The organism is Leisingera thetidis (assembly GCF_025857195.1).
GTDB lineage: Bacteria > Pseudomonadota > Alphaproteobacteria > Rhodobacterales > Rhodobacteraceae > Leisingera > Leisingera thetidis.
On sequence record NZ_CP109790.1, the window covers coordinates 1 to 18,674 of the forward strand.

An 18,674-nucleotide genomic window follows, 5' to 3' on the forward strand; every position below is an offset into this window, starting at 1 on the left:
ATGTTTACACACGAAGACCTGTCCAAGATGCAGGCCCAATCCTTGAAGATGCAAAGCTGGATCCGCCAGCAGACCTTCTCCCCCGAAATGGAAAAGACCCTGCGCCGGTTCTCCTCCTGGGAGGTGGCGGAGCTGATCTTCCGCGTCAACCAGTCGACCCTGCGGGGACGGCTCGCCACCGACCCCTCCTTGCCCCAGGGCCATGTCGAGGAGGACGGCCGCCAGCGCTGGTATTCGCTGGAGGAGATCAACGAGCTGCGCCGCCGCATCAAGATCAACCGCAAATCGCTGCTGCCCAAACGCCCCGCGGGGAAACGGGCGCTGCGGGTGGCGATTTCCAACTTCAAAGGCGGTGCCGGCAAATCCACCGTGGCGCTGCATTTCGCCCATGCCGCGGCGCTGGACGGCTACCGGGTGCTCTGTGTCGACTTCGACCCGCAGGCCACCCTGTCGCACTCCATGGGCCTCAGCGACGTGACCGAGGATTACACCGTCTGGGGCATCATGGCCCGCGATCTGGTGCGCGAGACCGAACGGATGAACGCCGTGCCGCAGGGCGCCGAGTCCGGCACCGCCCTGCCCCGGCGCCAGCTGCCGGATGCGATCACCGGCATGGGGCTGCAGGATTTGCGGGTCAGCGACTTTGTCAAACCCACCAGCTGGCCGACCATCGACATCATCCCCTCCTGCGCCAACGCGGCCTTTGTCGAATTTGCCTCCGCCCAGTACCGCCACCTGAATCCGGAGTGGTCGTTCTTTGCCGCGGTCTCCCGCTACCTCGACCAGCTTCCGGCCGAAGATTACGACCTGATGATCTTCGACTGCCCGCCCGCCATCGGCTACCAGTCGATGAATGCGGTGTTTGCCGCCGACATGCTCTATATCCCCTCCGGCCCAGGCTACTGGGAATATGACTCCACCACCTCCTTCATCGGCCAGCTGTCCGAGGCGCTGGAGGATCTGTCGGCCTTCAACGGCGTTGTCCCCGCGGGGACATTTGCGCTGCCCAAGGTGTTCCAGGACGTCCGCTTCCTGCTCACCCGTTATGAATCCGGTAACGATTTGCACCGTGCGATGCGTTCGGCATTTATGAAGGTGTTTGAGGGCAGAATGACCGAACACCCGATCGAGATGACCCGCGCCGTCGAGCAGTCGGGCCGGTTCCTCAGTTCGATCTACGAAATCGACTACCGGGACATGACACGCGAAACCTGGCGGCGCGCGCGGGCCTCGTTCGATCAGGCCTATGACGAGTTCAAGGCCTACGCGCTGGAAGCCTGGGACAAGCTGGAGGATGAGGCATGAGCAAGCGCAGAGTCTTCGATATAGATTTCCCGTCCGAACCGGCCCCTGTCCCCGCGGGGACAGCCGCGGAAAAGTCGGCCGAAAAATCCGCCGAGGCGCGCCGCGGGCCGATGGCCACCGCGATCTCCGAAAACGCCGACGCGCTGCGCACCCGCGCAGAGGCCGAGCAGCGGATCCGCGCCGAGAACGACCGGCTGGCGCATGAGTTCGTGCGGCTGAAGAAACTGGGGCTGGTGGTCGACCGGATCCCGATCGGCAGGATCCGGCTGGAGAAACTGACCCGCGACCGCAAGGAGGGGCGCGATCCGGACCTGGACGAGCTCAAGGAGTCGATCCGGTCGGTCGGCCTCTCCAACCCGATCCGGGTCGAGGAAAGGGACGACGGCACCTATGAGCTGATCCAGGGCTACCGGCGGATGCGGGCCTATATGGAGCTGCTCAGCGAGACCGCCGACGAAGCCTATGGCCATATCCCCGCGGGGCTGGTGGCCAAGGGCGACAGCCTGCAGGAGCTCTACCGCCGGATGGTGGACGAGAACCTGGTGCGCCGCGACATTTCCTTTGCCGAGATGGCGCAGCTGGCGCTGCGCTATGCCGAGGATACCCAGACCGGTGCCGAGACCATCGAGGACGCGGTCAATGATCTCTATGCCTCCGCCGGACGGCAGAAGCGGATCTATATCCGCCATTTCGCCCAGGTGCTGAAGGCGGTGGGCGATGCGCTGAAGTTCCCCGAGGCGATCCCGCGGGCGCTGGGGCTGGATCTGAAAAAACGGCTGGAAGCGGATGCGATGAACGCGCAGGTGCTGCGCGACGCGCTGGCGCGGGGGCAGCCTGCAACGGAGGACGCGGAGCTGGAGGTGCTGCGCAGCTTTGCCGAGGGCCGGCGCAAGAACGCCCCGCGTGCCCCGTCGTCGCCGCGTCCGGGCGTGGCCAAGACCACATTGCGCTGCACTGTCCCCGCGGGGACAGTCCGCTGCCAGGCCCGCGACGGCAAGATCGAGATGGCGATGGAGCGCGACTTCTCCGAGATCGACCGGCACAAGCTGGAGGACGCCATTGCCGCGTTCTTTGCGGCTCTGGAACAGGAAGACTGACAGTCTGTCCCCGCGGGGACAGTCTTGGAAAACAGGTGAGGCCCGGCAGAAATGCCGGGCCTTTTTCATGTCTGACTGGCCTGTTCGAGCCTGTTATTCACAGCTGTCCCCGCGGGGACAAACGGCCGCGGCAGGCCGGAAGAGAAGGCATCTGCGGCACGGAACCGGCAAGTGTCCCCGCGGGGACAGCGCAAGAAAACGGCCCGGATACAATGCACAGCAACAAGGTTCAGGCCGCCGGAGGGGCGGAGACCGCGGTTTGTCCCCGCGGGGACAGATGGCCGAAATCAGCCCGGCACCCAGAAAATACCGGCCTGTCCCCGCGGGGACAGGGGACAGGGGGCAGGCCGGGCAGGGCTGCCGCCGGCCCGCAAGACACCCGGGCGCTGTGCCGGAAGGTTCGGGACATAAACGTGCGGGAGGCAGGGTCCCCGGGAGGCCGTTTTGCGGCGCAGTCCCCGCGGGGACAGGCGGGCGTCTTGCAGCCGCGGCGGAATGTCCGGCCATGAAAAAGGCCCGGCGGAGCGGCCGGGCCTTGGTGTTTTCAGCAGCTGTCCCCGCGGGGACAGGGGGATTTTTTCGGCATCCGCGGCCGGTCAGTTCAGAACCTTGAACTCAATCCGCCGGTTCTTGGCCCGGTTCTGCGGGGTGTTGTTGGGCACCAGCGGCGTTGTCTCGCCATAGCCGACCGCCATCAGCCGTTCTGCCGGGATGCCCATGTTCTGCAGGTAGCTGTTGACCGCGGCCGCGCGTTCCTCGCTCAAGCGCATGTTCCAGGCCGCCTTGCCCTGGCTGTCGGTGTGGCCGCCGACCTCGACAACCAGCCCGGGGCAGCGGCGGATGATGTCCGAGAGGCTGTTGAGAAAATCGCGGGAGTTGGCATCGAGCCGGGCGGTGGAAGGGGCAAAGTTGACGCTGCGGCCCTGCGACAGGATCTCGAACCGGCCGGTGCAGGCCTCGCGGCTGAAATCGCCGCTGGCTTCCAGCGCGGTGGCGGCACCCGCGGTTGCTGTCCCCGCGGGGACAGAGGCGCTGCCGGGGGCGGCGCGGTCAAACATCAGGTCCAGGCTGACCAGCCCGACGGGGGTGATGGTGACGCCCGCCGCTTCCTCTAGCTTTTCGCGGCCGGGGTTCAGCGCGAAATCCTCCAGCTTGAGGATGATGGGCTGCACGGTGGCCACGGCGACGCGGTCCTTGCCCAGCAATGTTACCGCTACCGGCGCGGTCAGCTGCGCCTCGACCCCATGCAGCGACAGGGTGACCGGCAGCGCGATCTGCTTACGCTGCACTGCAGCAAGATCGGCGATCTGCGCCGGATCGATCCGGGCGGTGATGGTGGCCTCGGGGTAGGTGAAGGTCTCGAAGAACAGGAACCGCATCCGCACGTTGCGCAGGTCGATGGAGGTATCGACGGAATCCAGCGCGACATGGATCTTGGCATCGCCCTGTTCGGAGATGCCGCCGGAAAAGGCGGCAAAGCGGCTCGATTCCGCAATGCTGCCTTTTTTGATCGATATAAAGCGGATGGCGGAGGATTCGGCGTTGAGCTGCCAGCCGTGCTCAAACGGGCCGGAGGCCAGCGCCGGACGAAGGAGAAGCAGTAAAACTGTTAAAATTGAGATGGTTAAGCGGAGCATGCGCGATCCATTTGAGTTGGCGAAAGTGGCATCCCTGCCAGCGGGCAGGGACGGAAGAGATCCCTCCAGTCTAACAGCAGGCTTGCTGCCGGGTGCAAGGGACGCGATAGTTTGGTAACCAAATACCCTTAATAATTGGGAAGCTGCCCCCAAGCGGGCAAGAATTGGAGCAGGTGCGTGCGTGTTATTCTGACCCGGATCCGGCTGGCTGCAGCGGCCCGAGTGCGGCTGGCCCTTCTGCTGCTTGCGGCGGCGCTGCTTGGCGGCGGCGGCGCGGCGTCTGCGGAGGAGCGGCTGGCGCTGGTGATCGGCAATTCGGCCTATGGCGCGGTGTCACCGCTCGACAATCCGGTGCGCGATGCAAGGCTGATTGCCGCAACGCTGGAGGGGCTGGGCTTTGATGTCACCCTGGCCGCCGATGCCAAGCAGATCGAGATGAAACGCGCCATTGCCCAGTTCGGGCGCCGCCTGCGCGGGGCAGGGGAGGACGCCACCGGGCTGTTCTACTATGCCGGGCACGGGGTGCAGAGCTTTGGCAGCAACTACCTGCTGCCGGTGGATGTGGCGCTGGCGGATGCGGCCGATCTCGACCTGATGGCGGTGGAGGCGCAGTCGGTGCTGCGGCAGATGGCGTCGGCCCGCAACCGCACCAATATCGTGATCCTCGACGCCTGCCGCAACAACCCGTTCGAAGACGTGGCGGACCTCAATGAAAGCGGCCTGGCGGAGATGAAGGCGCCGACCGGCACCTTCCTGGCCTATGCCACGGCGCCCGGCGGCGTGGCGCTGGACGGGGAGGGGGTGAACAGCCCCTTTACCGAAGCGCTGGCGCGCGAGATCACGGCACCGGGGCGGCCGGTGGAGCAGGTGTTCAAACAGGTGCGCCGGGCGGTGCTGGACCAGAGCGGCGGCAGCCAGACGCCTTGGGACACGTCGTCGCTGGTCAGCGATTTCACCTTTGCCGCGGCCGAGCCGGAGGCGGTGATGAGCGCGGCGGAAGTGGAAGAGGCGCAGATCTGGAACTCGGTCAAGGCGTCGCGCGATGCGATGCAGATCATGCTGTTCCTGCGCGGCTATGGCGCTGGCAAACACGCGGATGAGGCCCGCGCGCTGCTGGCAGAGCTGGTCCAGGAGGAACTGAAGGGCAGCGCCGGGCAGGCGGTTGCTAAGGCTCCGGCCGGGCCGGCGCAGGACGCCGAGACAGCGATGTTCCAGGCCGCGCGGGACGATGGCAGCAAGGCGGCTTATGAGACCTACCTGATGGCCTATCCCCAGGGGCAGTTCGCAGAGATGGCAGCGGCGGAGGTGGCGGCCAGGACGGCCGGGGCCGGGCAGGATCCCGCGGCGGGCGGGGACGCGCCGGCAGCGGCGGAGCCGGAAGCCGCGCCGGCCGGCCTTGCGGAGGCCGGGCCGGTCACCTATGCCAGCCCGCTGCACACCGGAGTCCCCCAGATTGCCGGGCTGACCCTGGCCGAGGCGGTGACCCGCTCGCCGGCCTTTCCGCCCGTCGAAGGCCTGCCGGAGAGCTATTGGAAGGACCAGTCCTGCAGCTCCTGCCACCAGTGGACGCGGGAGCGGCTGTGCACCCAGGGCAACACGTATCTGAGCCTCAACATGCAGCGGTCGCTGGGCAAGCAGCACCCGTTCGGCGGGGCATTGAAACAGGCGCTGAAGAGTTGGGCCGCGGGCGGCTGCCAGTAGCGGCCGGAGCCGCTGGCGGACCCGCGCAGGCGAGGGGCTCCCGCCCGGGGCCGGCGCATTCCGCGGAATGCGCCTTCCCAGTTGGGCGTGGCGCTGTGCTGCGCACAGCGCGGGCGGCCGCCTTCGGAACAGCAGAGCGTTCGCGCAACAGCATCTGCAGGTGCATTTGCGAGGATGCGCTGAAGGGCAGGGGTGCCCTTCAGGCGCCATGCCGGGGATAGTCCGCCCTTTGCGGCCTGAAGGGGGGCGGGTCTGCCGCGCGGCTGCCGGGCGCCGCCTTTGATCCCGTAAAGAGCGGGTGGGAGCGCTGCGCGTCAGCGCAGCGCCCGGCCCAAGGCCGCCAAGGCATGGCGGCGCCAGCCGCGGGCCTGCGGGCGCGGGAGTTCTGCCTTTTCAATCAGTTGATTACGGGGCGTGGGTGGTGATCAGGAAATAGACCCATTCGCCTTTGAAATCCGGGTGCCGGCTGCGGGCGGCCGCCACCCGGGCGCGCAGGAATTCCAGGTATGGCGCGGCGGGTTCGCTGAGCGGCCGGGCGGCGTCATACAGCGGGTGCGAGGCCGCAAAGGCGACGGCGATTTCCTGGCCGAAGGGCGGGCCGACAGTGATCTGCAAGCCGGGATCGCCCGCCTCCCTGGCGCCGACGCGCAAGGCGCTTTGCGGGGCGGCCTCGGTCAGCGGCACCAGCGCATTCGGAGACAGGTGCAGCACCGCGCCGCCGGCGTCGAAATAGTCCACATAGACATAGGCCGGGTAGTCCGGCGCGGTGAGGTCGAAGAACAGCCGCTCGCCGCCGGAATAGTCGAGCACCCGGGCATGGGCGTCCTCCCCGACCAGCAGCGGGTTGGTGATCTGGTCGGTGCTTTGCGGCAGGCCGACGTTTGAGATTCCCGCCAGCGCGCCGCATTGCGGGCGCGGCAGCAGGCGCATCTGGTCGGAGACTGTGATATCGGCGCCCATCTGCGCTTGCAGGGCGGCCAGGACCGGCGGGCGCAAGCCGTCTTCCGGCAGGTGGCCGCGGACTTCCAGGGTGGCGGTTTCCGGCACAAAAGCCACTTGCAGCCGGGAGCAGGGGACGGCGGCGAGAATGCCGGAGACGCCATCGCGCAGGGGGTCGCCTGCGGCCACCGCATCGCCGGGCTGCATGAAGGCCTGAAAAGCGGCAAGGGACACCGGATCGATATCGCCGGAGCCGCCCTGGAACGCCAGCGCGGCTTTGATGCGGGGGGCGTCCGGGGCGGCGGCTGGAGTTTGCCGGGATGGCGGAATGGTGCCCGCCAGCGGCGCGGACACGGGCTGCGCCTCCGGGCTTGGCCGGCTGGCGGGGGCGGTCTGCGGCAGCGCAGCCGGGTCGGGGTGCGCGGCGGCGGCTGCGGTCAGCGGCGCGGCGGTATCTGCCAGAGGACGGCCCGGATCCGGCGCGGCGGTCAGCAGGACGGGAGCGGCAGTGGCGGCAGCGGCCGGTTGCACCGCTGCCGGTGCCGGGGCCGCTGAGGCGGGTTGCGGCTCAGACGGCTGGGCCGGCCGGGCAGCCGGGCGGACGTCAGGCAGGCGTGCGGCAGGCGCCGCGGCGCTGGCGAGTTTGCTTGACGGAGCTTGTGCAGCGGATGCCGCAGCGGCCTGAGCGGCAGAGGGTGCAAGGCTGGCTGCCGGCGGGGCGGCAGAGGCGAGGCGGTCTGCTGCGGGGGCCTTCGGCTGGGCCTTGGAGAGCGGCACGCTGCCTGCGGCAAGGCCTTGGCTTTGCGCCCCGGATTCAGGTGCTTGTTCGCTTTCAGGCGCCTGTGGGACGGCCTCGGAACGGGGGATGCGGTGGGCCTGCAGGTCGAGGCGGCTTTGCGGGGCGGGCTGCTGCGGCACCGGACCCGGCACCAGCGAGATCAGCAGCGCGCCGGCGCCGGCGGCATGGACCAGGGCGGAGGCGGCAAGCCCCAGCGCCCATATGGCCGGGCTGCGCATCACCCGTCCGGTTCCGGGGTGACCACCAGTACCACGTCCTTGAAACCGAGTGTTTCACCTTCGGCGACCAGCGGCAGCACCCGGCGCAACTCGGCCGCGCGGTGGGCGTTGATGCGCAGGCGCAGTTCCGGGTTTTCCGCCAAGAGGGCGGAAAGGGCAGGGGAGAGGCCTTCGCGGGGGATGGCCTCGCCGTCGAGCGCCAGATCTCCTGCGGCGGACACCGCCAGGGTGATGCCGCCGGCCGGCATGTCGCGGCCGGTGGCGGCGGTGGCGGGGCGGACGTCGAAGGGGGCGGTGGCGTCCATCCGGCCGATCAGCATGAAGAACACCAAGAGGAAGAACACCACGTCGATCAGCGCGATGATGGTTTCGGAATGCGGATTGCGGGCCGGGCGGTTGAGCTTCATGGCGCTGCCTCCAGCCGCAGCACGCGCAGGCGGGTGACGCCGGCCAGGGCGGCGGTGTCCATCACCGTGATCAGCGCCTGGGTCCGGGCGGCGCCGGAGGGCAGGATGACGACCTGGGTCAGCGGTTCCTCAGCCATCGCGGCGGCGAGGGCCGCGCGCAGGGTGTCACCCTCCAGCGCGGTGCCGCGCAGCACCGGCACGCCGTCAGCACCGAGGCGGATCATCAGGGTGCCGGCCGGGATTTGGGGGCTGCCGGCAGCGCCTTCGGAGGGTTTCACCGCCGGGATCATGTCGAGGTTCAGATAGGTGGAGGTCACCATGAAGAACACCAGCAGGATCAGCATGACGTCGATCATCGGCACCAGCGAAATCAGGGCGCGGGGACGGGCGGTCCGGTTGATCTGCATGGCGGTATCCCTCGTGTCAGCGCGACCCGTCTATCAGCAGCAGGCGGCCGGCGGCGCTTTCGATGGCCTGGGCGGCGGCGTCGATGCGGGCGGCGAACAGCCCGGCGGCAACGGCGGCGGGGATCGCCACCAGGAGGCCCGCGGCGGTGGTCAAGAGCGCCTGCCAGATGCCGCCCGCCAGCACCGAGGCATTGGCCGCCCCCTGCGCCAGTTCCAGCTCCTGAAAGGACTGGATCATGCCCAGCACGGTGCCAAGCAGGCCCAGCAGCGGCGAGACCATGGCAATCAGCTCCAGCAGGCGGATCAGGCCGTTCATCCGGCTGACTTCCTCGTTGCCGCGGCGGGTGAGCTCGTCCTGCAGCAGTGGCCCGCGCAGGCCCTCCTGCAGTGCCTGCATGGCGTAAGCCATCACCCGGTCGGCGGGGGATCTGCCGTCCGCGAGACTGTCCTGCGCCTGTTTGCGGTCGCCCGCCTTCCACAGCTCCAGGGCCTGTTCGCGGGCGTCGCCGCCGGCGCGCACCGGCCAGAGCTGGATCAGCTTCACCGCGATCACCGTCAGCGACAGCAATGACATCAGCGCCAGAAGCGCAATCACCGGGCCGCCGGTGCCGAGCATGTCCCAGGTGCCGCTCATGGCTTATTTCACCAGCGGCGCGGCAGCGCGGGAGCCAAGCTCGAGGATCGGGAAACAGTCCGTCTGCTCCTCGTTCTGGGGCTGGCAGGAGGTGATGTCATGCAGCAGGATCTCGGAGATGTTGCTGCAGGCGATTTCCGGAATCTCGAAGAGTTTCAGGGTGGTGCGCTGGACGGGGAGGGGGGCGGCGTCGATCGACAGCAGCCGGTCGATCACCCCCTGGCCGTCGAGGATGGCGAGCGACATCTCGAAGCCTTCGAAGCTTTTGCCGGTCTGGTTGCGGAACAGGAAGAAGGCGCGGCAGCCGCCGCCCTCGATCTCCTCGGTCTTGTTCAGCTCGACCCCGAGCGGGCCGGTTTCAGCCGCGGCGGCCAGCGGCAGGCAGATCAGGGCAAGGGCAGATAGCAGGCGGTTCAGGGGCATCACTGTCTCCGGGTTCCGGTGATCGTTGGCCAGCCCGCGGCGCGCGGATTGGACCTTGGGGTCAGACCAGTGCGGTCAGGGCTTTTTCGATCCGGTCCATCGCGTCGCGGGCGGAGTCGAGGTCGCGGCGTTTCAGGTGGCGGGCGGCGACATGCAGGGCGCGGCCCAGCCGGTCGCGGACCTTGCCCGGGGCGCGGGCGACATTGGCCTGCAGCGACTGGGCGCGCTTGACCTGGGCGCCGAGGGAGCGCTGGTCCATCTCGCGCTGGCCGCGTTTCATCGACGCGGCCTCGTCCTCGCGGTCCTTGCCGATGCGGGCGACGGCGCGTTCGATCACCACGATCATCGTCTCGGCCTCCTGCAGGCGGCCGTCGTTGATCAGGCTGACGGATTTGGCCAGGGCGCGCTTGAGCTTCAGCTCCAGCGGGCCGGGCGCCTGGCCGATCCGCGGCTGGATCCGCTTGAGCCGGCGCTTGAGCGGGGCGATGGCTTGCGCGTCGATGCCGGCGGCGGAGATGTCGGCGGCGTCCTCCTCGGTCACCTGGCCTTCTGCTTTTTCCGGCTTGAGGCTGTCGAGCAGATTGCCGCCGTCGTCGTAGAACAGCACGTTGATCTTGAGGTTGGCGCGCTTGAGGAATTTCTTCAGCTCGGCGACCATGCGCTGCGGCGCGCTTTCGCAAATCAACTCCATTTCGCCGGAGCGCACCACATAGGTGCCCCAGGCCATCGGAGGGCCGCCGCCGTCTTTTTTCATCGGATTGCGCAGGGTTTCCGGTTTCTTGCCCGGCTGAATCATCAGGAGGGGGTCATTGCTCTGATCCAGGCAGAAGGCGAAACTCATCCGTTTCTTGGCGCCTTCGCGGGCCATCGCTTTGACTTCCTTGCCTGAAATGCGCTCAATACTCATCATTCGTCCGCCGCAAAAAGGTATGAAAACATTTGACTTTAGGATGCCGATAAGGCTCACTTGGGGTCAAGTTTTAGTTTGAGATTAGGGCATCCTTAACCGCCAGTTCTGAAAAGGGTGGGGGGCTGCCTGCTGTTACGTTAGCAGAGGCCGCAAACCGGAAGAAGAAGCGGGGGGCAATTAGATGGATCCGGCAGTATTACTGCAATCCAAAGGGGACGACGCACCCAGCGGCGAAAACCTCGAATACGATCCAGCCTTCACGGATATGGAGCTGGCGGCCCAGCCCGGTGAAGAATCGGTGGTGGGCAACGAGACGATCGAGGCGACGGATCCCGATTACCGCGAAGTTCAGAAAAAAGCCCTGGAGGTGCTGGAGCGCAGCCACGACCTGCGCGCGGCGGTGTTTCTGGGCGATGCGCTGCTGCACACCGAGGGGCTGACCGGCTTTGCCGCCGCCACCACCTATATCCGCGGCTGCCTGGAAGAGTTCTGGGAGAGCTGCCATCCGGAGCTGGATGAGGACGATGGCGATCCCACCATGCGGATCAACGCCATTCAGGATCTGTGCGGCCAGCCGGACGGGATGGCGGGGGCGTCGCCGCTGTACCGCTCGCTGCGCCGGGCGCCGCTGGCCGAGAGCCGCGGCTTCGGCCGGTTCTGCCTGCGCGATATCGAGATTGCCGAAGGGGTGATGACCGCGCCCGAAAGCATGGAGCATATCCCCGATACCGCCACCATCGGCGCCGCCTTTCAGGACAGCGACGCAGAAATCGTGACCGCGCGTCTTGCAGCGATCGAGACGGCGGAGGAGAATGTCCGGGCGATCTCGGCGGTGTTCGATGAGCAGACGCCGGGGCAGGGGCCGGACCTGAGCGCGCTGATCAAGCTGTTGCAGCAGATCGCCAAACGGATGCGCGACTATGGCAACATGGGCGCGAAGGACGACGCCGGAGACGCGGATGCCGCAGCGGACGCCGCGGCCGATGAAACCGGAGCGGACGCGCCGCCGGCGGGCGGGGCTGCGGCGGCGGCGGGGGTGATCAATTCGCCTGCGGATGTGTCCAACGCGCTGGACCGCATCATTGCCTATTACCGGCGGCGGGAGCCGTCGAGCCCGCTGCCGATCCTGCTGGCGCGGGCAAAGCGGCTGGTGGGGGCCGACTTCCTCACCATCATGAACGACATGGCGCCGCAGGGGGTGGACAACGTCAACCTCATCGGCGGCATCGAAGACGATGACGACTGACGGACACGGAGTTTGCCGCGGCGGAACCTGCTGCGGCAGCCGTGAAAGCAAGACGAGTAAGGAGACCTAGATGGCCGGAAGTTCACAGAAATTCATTGCCCGCAACCGGGCACCAAGGGTCCAGATCGAATATGACGTGGAGTTGTATGGCGCCGAGAAGAAGGTGCAGCTGCCCTTCGTGATGGGCGTGATGAGCGACCTGGTGGGCAAATCCGAAGTGGAGCAGCCCGCGGTGGCGGACCGCAAGTTCCTGGAAATCGACGTGGACAACTTCGATGACCGGATGAAATCGATGGCGCCGCGCGCCGCCTTCACGGTGCCCAACACGCTGACCGGCGAGGGCAACCTGGCGGTCGACATCACCTTCGAGAGCATGGATGATTTCAAGCCCGCCGCGATTGCCGCCAAGGTCGAGCCGCTGCGCGAGCTGCTGGAAGCCCGCACCCAGCTGTCGAACCTGATGACCTACATGGACGGCAAGACCGGCGCCGAGGATCTGATCTCGAAGATCATCCAGGACCCGAGCCTGCTGAAGACCCTGGCAGCGCAGCCCAAGCCCGGCGGCGACGCCGAGAGCAAAGAATAATAGGGGAGGACAAAGATGGCTGAAGAAGAACTCCAGGCGGAAGCCGCTGCCGGTGAAGCCGCCTTTGGCTCTGCCGAATTCGCAAGCCTGCTGCAGAAGGAATTCCGCCCCAAGTCGGACCAGGCCAAGACCGCCGTCGAAAGCGCGGTCAAGACCCTGGCCGAGCAGGCGCTGGCAAACACCGCGCTGATTTCCGACGACGCGCTGCGCTCGATCGAGAGCATCGTGTCGGCAATCGACGCCAAGCTGACCGAGCAGGTCAACCTGATCCTGCACAACGAGGATTTCCAGCAGCTGGAAAGCGCCTGGCGCGGCCTGCATTATCTGGTCAACAACACCGAGACCGATGAGCAGCTGAAAATCCGGGTGATGCCGATCACCAAGAAGGAGATGTCGAAGACCCTGAAGAAATTCAAGGGCACGGCCTGGGACCAGTCGCCGATCTTCAAGAAGATCTACACCGAGGAATTCAGCCAGCTGGGCGGCGAGCCCTATGGCTCTTTGGTGGCGGACTACCATTTCGACCACTCGCCGCCGGACATCGAGCTGTTGGGCGAGATGTCCAAGATCGCCGCGGCCGCGCATGCGCCGCTGATCACCGGCGCCAAGCCGACCCTGTTCCAGATGGACAGCTGGTCGGAACTGTCGAACCCGCGCGATCTGACCAAGATCTTCCAGACCCCGGAATATGCCGCCTGGCGCTCTTTGCGCGACAGCGAGGATGCCAAATACGTGGGTCTCGCGATGCCGCGCTTCCTGGGCCGTCTGCCCTATGGCTCCAAGACCGATCCGGTCGACGAGTTTGCCTTTGAGGAAGACACCGCAGGCGCCACCAGCGACAAATACGGCTGGGTCAACGCGGCCTATGGCATGGCGGTGAACATCACCCGGTCGTTCAAGATGTACGGCTGGTGCTCGCGCATCCGCGGGGTGGAAAGCGGCGGCACGCTGGAAAACCTGCCCAGCCACACTTTCCCGACCACCGATGGCGGCGTCGATCAGAAATGCCCGACCGAAATTGCCATCGACGACCGGCGCGAGGCGGAACTGGCGAAGAACGGCATGATGCCGCTCTTGCACCGCAAGAACACCGATGTGGCCACCTTCATGGGGGCGCAGTCGCTGCACAAGCCGGCCGAATATGACGATCCGGACGCCACCGCCAACGCCAACCTGGGCGCGCGGCTGCCGTATCTGTTCGCCACATGCCGGTTCGCGCACTATCTGAAGTGCATGGTGCGGGACAAGGTCGGCTCGTTCAAAAGCCGTCAGGACATGGAGTCCTGGCTGCAGGACTGGATCAACAACTATGTTGATTTCAACGCAGATATCTCTTCGGAGAACGAGAAGGCGCGCAAGCCTCTGGCCGCAGCCGAAGTGGTTGTGGAAGAGGTCGAGGGCAACCCGGGGTATTACACCTCAAAATTCTTCCTGCGCCCGCATTACCAGCTTGAGGGGCTTTCTGTCTCGTTGCGGCTGGTATCCAAACTGCCCTCGGAAAAGGGAGGCTGATTACCCACTCCCCAGCCTCAGACACTCATAGTGCAGTAGAGTTCTTAAATTTTGAAAGGATAGAAAAATGGCTGCAAATATGTTCGTACAGATCTCGGATATCGAAGGCGATGCCACCGAGGAACAGCACAAGAAATGGATCGTCATCCAGTCCGCCAGCTGGAATGTCGAGCGCGCGGTCGAGATGACCGACCTGGGCTCGACCCAGCGGATGCACGCAAACTCGAACTTCGGCAAGATCGAGCTGACCTCGCAGATGGGCAAAGCGTCGAACGACCTGGCGCTGTCGGTTGCCAACGGCACCGTGCGTCCGGAAATCATCATGCACTGGTGCCGCTCGGGCGACAGCGCCAGCCAGGGCCTGCTGGTCTATTCGGTCTGGAAGATGAAGGACGTGGTTGTCGACAGCTACTCGATCTCTGCCAGCGAAGACGGCATTCCGGAAGAAACCTGGTCGCTGGCCTATGCTGCATTGGAACATGAGTACAAGTCGACCAACCAGAAGACCGGCAAGCTGACCACCGAAGGCACCTTCAAGTGGAACGTGCAGACCGGCAAGGTCGAGTAACACTTTTGGCCGGCCCCGGGTGTATTTGCGCCCGGGGCCCGTTTTTTCTGAAGCATTTCCAGCCGTCCATCCTTGTTCCGGAGTAGAGCCCCATGACACCTGAAGAGCATCTGAAAGCCGGTGATCCCAGGGCGGCGCTGGAGGCGCTGCAGGAGAAAATCAGGGCCGACGCGAGCAATGCCAAGCTGCGGGTGTTCCTGTTCCAGCTCTTGTGCGTGCTGGGGGACTGGAACCGGGCGGTGGCCCAGCTGAAGGCGGCGGCGGGACTGGATGACGGCGCCACGGTGATGGCACAGGCCTACCGCGAGGCGATCATCTGCGAGGTCTACCGCGACAAGGTGTTTGCCGGGGAGAAATCGCCGCTGATCCTGGGCGAGCCGGAGGAATGGCTGGCGCATCTGATCGAGGCGCAGAAACTGCTGGCGCAGGGCAACCCCAAGGAAGCCGCGGAACTGCGCAACCGCGCCTTTGATGCGGCCCCCGCCAGCCCGGGCGAGGTCAACGGCAAGCGGTTCGAGTGGATCGCAGATGCCGACATGCGGCTGGGCCCGGTGCTGGAGACGGTGGTCAACGGCAAATACTACTGGCTGCCGTTTGCGCAGATCGTCTCGTTTGAAGCCGAAGAACCGAGCGATTTGCGCGATGCGGTCTGGACGGCCGGCACGCTGACGCTGGCGGGCGGCGGCGCGGTGGCGGCGATGATCCCGACCCGCTATCCCGGCTCGGAGAAGGCCGACGGGCTGTCGATGCTGGCGCGCGCCACCGTGTGGCAGGACGCCGGCGGCGAAACCTATACCGGTCTGGGCCAGCGGCTGCTGACGATCGGCGAAGAGGACATTGCCATCATGGATGTGCGCTCGCTCCGTATGGATGGGCATGAAATAGAGAATGGCTGACAAGACACTGGCCGAGCGCCTGCAGCCGTCGCTGCTGGACCGGCTGACCGACAATGCACCTGGCGATCTGAAGGAAACCCGCGAGAGCCGGGTGATCGACCTTGCGCGGCTGCGCGAAATCATCCAGCGCGATCTGTCCTGGCTGCTGAACACCCAGAATGTGGAAAGCCATTTCGATGCGGAGAGATATCCCTCGGTGTCGGCTTCGGTGCTGAATTACGGGTTGGTGGAAGTGGCGGGCGAGGCCTCGACCAGTGAGAAGGCGGAGTCGATCCGCCGCTCGATCAAGCAGGCGATTGCAGCTTATGAGCCGCGGATCATCGAAGGATCGGTGGATGTGCGGCTGCAGGATGGCACCGACGCCACCGAGATGACCGTGGGGCTGGAGATCCGCGCCGACATGTGGGCGCAGCCGATGCCGCTGGAGCTGTATTTGCGCAGCAAGGTCGATCTGACCACCGGCGAAGTGGAAATGGAAAGGGCGCAGTGAGATGGACACACGGCTGCTGACCCATTACGAGAACGAGCTGAACTACCTGCGCGACATGGGCGCGGAGTTTGCCGCCGCCTATCCCAAGATCGCCGCGCGGCTGGGGATGGAGGGGGTCGAGGTGCTCGACCCTTACGTCGAGCGGCTGCTGGAAGGCGCTGCCTTCCTGACCGCGCGGGTGCAGCTGGAGCTGGAGCTGCAGTATCCGAATTTCACCTCCAATCTGCTGGAGATCATCTATCCGCATTACCTGGCGCCGACGCCGTCGATGATGATTGCGGCGTTCGAGCCGGATGCGGCCAACTCGGCCGTCAAAAGCGGCTATGTGCTGCCGCGCGGCTCGACCCTGCGGTCGCGGCTGACCGAGGGCGAGCAGACGCCCTGCGAGTTCCGCACCGCCGCCGACCTGACGATGTGGCCGATCCGGATCACCGAGGCGCAGTATATCGACGGGCGCGGCGAGCTGGTGGCGGCGGGCGTGGCCACGGGATATGACGCGCGGGCGGGCATCCGGCTCAGGATCAAGCGGATCGACGGCGACCCGATCAGCAAGCTGGAGATGGACAAGCTGTCGCTGTACCTGACCAGCGGGGCAGGCAACAGCTGGCCGCTTTTGGAGCTGTTGTGCACCCAGGTGCAGGGGATCGTGGCGCGCTCCACCGACCGGCGGGCGGACTGGCAGCTGCCGCTGCGCGGCGCCAAGGTGGTGCAGAAGGGGTTCAGCCAGGAGGAGGCGCTGCTGCCGCTGCCGCGCCGGGTCTATGACGGCTACCGGCTGCTGCAGGAGTATTTTGCGATGCCGGAGCGGTTCCGCTTTGTCGAACTGCAGGGGCTGCAGGCGGGGCTGGCGAAATCCGAAGGCAATGAGGTCGATCTGTATATCCTGCTGCGCGAGGGGATGCCGGAGGTTGCCCCGATCGTGGTGCCGGAGGTGTTCCAGCTGAACGCGGTGCCGGCCGTGAACCTGTTCGAGAAACGCTGCGACCGGGTGCGGATCGCGCCGATCGATACCGAGCATCACGTGATCCCCAACCGCACCGCCGGCCTGGATTTCGAAGTCTACGCGCTGCAGAGCGTGGTCGGGATCAGCGGCGAGGGCGAGGATGACGTGATCTTCCGCCCGTTCTATTCCGCCAATGATTTCACCGCCGCCGGCGAAAGCCACCCGGCCTATTACACCGTCAAGCGGCGGATGCGGCAGCGTTCGGAGAAGGAGCGGCTGCGCGGGGTGCGCAGCTCTTATCTGGGGTCGGAGGTCTACCTGACGCTGGTCGACCGGGCGCAGGCGCCGTATTCCTCGGGACTGGAGCAGCTGGCGGTCAACGCGCTGTGCACCAACCGCGACCTGCCGATGCTGCTGGCCACCGGCAATGACGACGTGTTCCACCTGCCCGAAGGCGGCCCGGTCACCAAGGTCACGCTGCCGGTCTCGCCGACGCGGCCGCATCCGACGCTGGCGCAGGGCGATACCGCCTGGCGGCTGATCTCGCATCTCAGCCTCAACTACGTGTCGATTGCCGAAACCGGCAAGGGCCAGTCGGCAGAGGCGCTGCGCGAGCTGGTCGGCCTTTATGCGCCTTTGGGCGACCGGGTGACGGAGAAGCAGCTGGAGGGGATCCTGTCGGTGGGCGCGCGGCCCATCGTGCGGCGGATGAGCGATGAGATCCTGTCGACCGCTGTGCGCGGCCTGGAGATCACCCTGGGCTTTGACGAGAGTTTTTTCGAAGGCAGCAACATCTATGCGCTGGGGGCCGTGCTGGAGCGGTTCTTCCGCGGTTATGCCAGCATCAACTCATTCACGGAGACAGTCCTGACGACTGAAAAACGCGGGGAAATTGCCAGATGGCGACCGGAAAAGGGCCTCGGCCGGATGATCTGAGCCTGTATGGCCGGCTGGCCATGGAGCCTGAGAAACACCACGTTTTTCAGGCCCTGAGGGTGTTGGAGGCGCATTTCGGTGACGCCCCGCGCCTTGGCGAAAGCCGCCGCCCGCGCCAGGACCGGCTGCGTCTGGGGCAGGAGGCTGAACTGGCGTTCCCGCCGTCGACCATTGCCGCGTTCAAACCGGCCGAAGGCGACAAGCCCGCGGTTCTGACCAACCGTTTCTTTGGCCTGTTCGGGCCGCAGGGGCCGCTGCCGCTGCATCTGACCGAATATGCCCGCGACCGCAAACGCAACCACCGCGATCCGACGATGGTGGCCTTTGCCGACATGCTGACGCACCGGCTGATGAGCCTCTTGTACCGCGCCTGGACGCAGGGCTCGCCCGCCGTCAGCTTTGACCGCGCGGACGATCCGATGGCGCGCAAGGTGTCGTCGCTGATCGGCTATAACGGCTTCAAGTTCACCGGCCGGGACGACATGCCCGATCTGGCCAAGCTGCATTTTGCGGGTCATCTGGCGAAAGGGGCAAAGAACGCCGAGGGGCTGGTGTCGATCCTGTCGGCGTTTTTCGAGGTGCCGGTCTCCTTGGAGGAATATGTCGGCAGCTGGCTGGAGCTGGAGCCGGACGACCGCTGGCAGCTGGGCTACGGCGGGCTGGGGCAGAGCACCAGCATCGGCGACAAGGTCTGGAGCCGGTCGGCCAAGTTCCGCATCCGCATCGGGCCGCTGACGCTGAAGGACTACGAGCGGCTGCTGCCGGGCGGCGCGGCGCTGAAACGGCTGCGGGCGATTGTGCGGTCCTATGCCGGCGATGTGCTGGACTGGGATGTGAACCTGGTGCTGGCCGGAGACGAGGTGCCGCGGGCGTCCCTGGGCGGCACGACGCGGCTGGGGCACACCAGCTGGGTGCGGTCGCGCCCCGATCCGGACGCGGATCAGCCGGACGTGAATGACTTATACCTGTACCCGGGATTAGGCGCCGGGGCCGAGATGCCTGTAGAGGGAGGGATTTGAG

The 18,674-nt window shown here is 66.1% G+C and carries 18 protein-coding genes; 11 read left to right on the forward strand and 7 right to left on the reverse strand.

Features of this window, described 5'->3' with window-relative positions:
- Together OKQ63_RS23835 and OKQ63_RS23840 are read left to right on the forward strand one after the other, a co-directional pair.
- A complete protein-coding gene (locus OKQ63_RS23835) occupies positions 1–1,305 on the forward strand; it encodes an AAA family ATPase (RefSeq protein ID WP_264214479.1) in 1,305 nt (434 codons plus the stop codon).
- The gene (locus tag OKQ63_RS23840; protein ID WP_264214480.1) at positions 1,302–2,402 is read left to right on the forward strand and encodes a ParB/RepB/Spo0J family partition protein; all 1,101 of its coding nucleotides are present in this window, start codon (positions 1,302–1,304) and stop codon (positions 2,400–2,402) included. Before OKQ63_RS23835 ends, OKQ63_RS23840 begins: the two co-directional genes overlap by 4 nt.
- A gap of 596 nt (positions 2,403–2,998) precedes the next feature.
- Here the strand turns inward: OKQ63_RS23840 and OKQ63_RS23845 are convergent.
- Positions 2,999–4,039 carry an OmpA family protein gene (locus OKQ63_RS23845; RefSeq protein ID WP_264214481.1) on the reverse strand — a complete coding sequence of 347 codons (1,041 nt, stop codon included), beginning with the start codon at positions 4,037–4,039 and terminating at the stop codon, positions 2,999–3,001.
- 177 nt (positions 4,040–4,216) lie between these two features.
- Here OKQ63_RS23845 and OKQ63_RS23850 point away from each other — a divergent pair, with 177 nt between their 5' ends.
- Positions 4,217–5,740 carry a caspase family protein gene (locus OKQ63_RS23850; protein ID WP_264214482.1) on the forward strand — a complete coding sequence of 508 codons (1,524 nt, stop codon included), beginning with the start codon at positions 4,217–4,219 and terminating at the stop codon, positions 5,738–5,740.
- 405 nt (positions 5,741–6,145) lie between these two features.
- Here OKQ63_RS23850 and OKQ63_RS23855 read toward each other — a convergent pair whose 3' ends face one another.
- The 6 genes from OKQ63_RS23855 to OKQ63_RS23880 all read right to left on the reverse strand — a co-directional run bounded on the left by OKQ63_RS23855 (position 6,146) and on the right by OKQ63_RS23880 (position 10,474).
- Positions 6,146–7,696, reverse strand: coding sequence for a DUF4384 domain-containing protein (locus OKQ63_RS23855; RefSeq protein WP_264214483.1), 1,551 nt, complete (start codon positions 7,694–7,696; stop codon positions 6,146–6,148).
- Positions 7,696–8,103, reverse strand: a complete 408-nt coding sequence (locus tag OKQ63_RS23860; RefSeq protein WP_264214484.1) for an ExbD/TolR family protein — start codon at positions 8,101–8,103, stop codon at positions 7,696–7,698. The genes OKQ63_RS23855 and OKQ63_RS23860 overlap by 1 nt, the downstream gene beginning before the upstream one ends.
- Positions 8,100–8,510 (reverse strand): ExbD/TolR family protein, encoded by a 411-nt coding sequence (locus tag OKQ63_RS23865; protein ID WP_264214485.1) that lies wholly within the window; start codon positions 8,508–8,510, stop codon positions 8,100–8,102. Before OKQ63_RS23865 ends, OKQ63_RS23860 begins: the two co-directional genes overlap by 4 nt.
- A 16-nt stretch (positions 8,511–8,526) precedes the next feature.
- A complete protein-coding gene (locus OKQ63_RS23870; protein ID WP_264214486.1) occupies positions 8,527–9,144 on the reverse strand; it encodes a MotA/TolQ/ExbB proton channel family protein in 618 nt (205 codons plus the stop codon).
- Between the two features lie 3 nt (positions 9,145–9,147).
- Complete coding sequence (locus tag OKQ63_RS23875) at positions 9,148–9,567, reverse strand: hypothetical protein (RefSeq protein ID WP_264214487.1); 420 nt, start codon at positions 9,565–9,567, stop codon at positions 9,148–9,150.
- Positions 9,568–9,628: 61 nt separating this feature from the next.
- Entirely contained in the window at positions 9,629–10,474 is an 846-nt protein-coding gene (locus OKQ63_RS23880; RefSeq protein WP_264214488.1) for a hypothetical protein, read from the reverse strand.
- A gap of 184 nt (positions 10,475–10,658) precedes the next feature.
- Here OKQ63_RS23880 and tssA point away from each other — a divergent pair, with 184 nt between their 5' ends.
- From tssA to tssG, 8 genes are all read left to right on the forward strand, one after another.
- Entirely contained in the window at positions 10,659–11,723 is a 1,065-nt protein-coding gene (gene tssA / locus OKQ63_RS23885) for a type VI secretion system protein TssA (RefSeq protein ID WP_264214489.1), read from the forward strand.
- A gap of 70 nt (positions 11,724–11,793) precedes the next feature.
- Positions 11,794–12,309, forward strand: coding sequence for a type VI secretion system contractile sheath small subunit (gene tssB / locus OKQ63_RS23890; protein ID WP_264214490.1), 516 nt, complete (start codon positions 11,794–11,796; stop codon positions 12,307–12,309).
- Positions 12,310–12,324: 15 nt separating this feature from the next.
- Positions 12,325–13,821: a type VI secretion system contractile sheath large subunit gene (gene tssC, locus OKQ63_RS23895; protein WP_264214491.1), complete on the forward strand. Its 1,497-nt coding sequence runs from the start codon at positions 12,325–12,327 to the stop codon at positions 13,819–13,821.
- 67 nt (positions 13,822–13,888) lie between these two features.
- On the forward strand, positions 13,889–14,389 hold the full coding sequence (locus OKQ63_RS23900; RefSeq protein WP_264214492.1) for an Hcp family type VI secretion system effector: 501 nt from the start codon (positions 13,889–13,891) through the stop codon (positions 14,387–14,389).
- A 92-nt stretch (positions 14,390–14,481) separates the two neighbouring features.
- Positions 14,482–15,285 carry a type VI secretion system accessory protein TagJ gene (locus tag OKQ63_RS23905; protein ID WP_264214493.1) on the forward strand — a complete coding sequence of 268 codons (804 nt, stop codon included), beginning with the start codon at positions 14,482–14,484 and terminating at the stop codon, positions 15,283–15,285.
- On the forward strand, positions 15,278–15,775 hold the full coding sequence (gene tssE / locus OKQ63_RS23910; RefSeq protein WP_264214494.1) for a type VI secretion system baseplate subunit TssE: 498 nt from the start codon (positions 15,278–15,280) through the stop codon (positions 15,773–15,775). The genes OKQ63_RS23905 and tssE overlap by 8 nt, the downstream gene beginning before the upstream one ends.
- 1 nt (position 15,776) lies before the next feature.
- On the forward strand, positions 15,777–17,654 hold the full coding sequence (gene tssF / locus OKQ63_RS23915; RefSeq protein ID WP_264214495.1) for a type VI secretion system baseplate subunit TssF: 1,878 nt from the start codon (positions 15,777–15,779) through the stop codon (positions 17,652–17,654).
- Positions 17,618–18,673: a type VI secretion system baseplate subunit TssG gene (gene tssG / locus OKQ63_RS23920; protein ID WP_264214496.1), complete on the forward strand. Its 1,056-nt coding sequence runs from the start codon at positions 17,618–17,620 to the stop codon at positions 18,671–18,673. The genes tssF and tssG overlap by 37 nt, the downstream gene beginning before the upstream one ends.
- Position 18,674 lies beyond the last annotated feature (1 nt).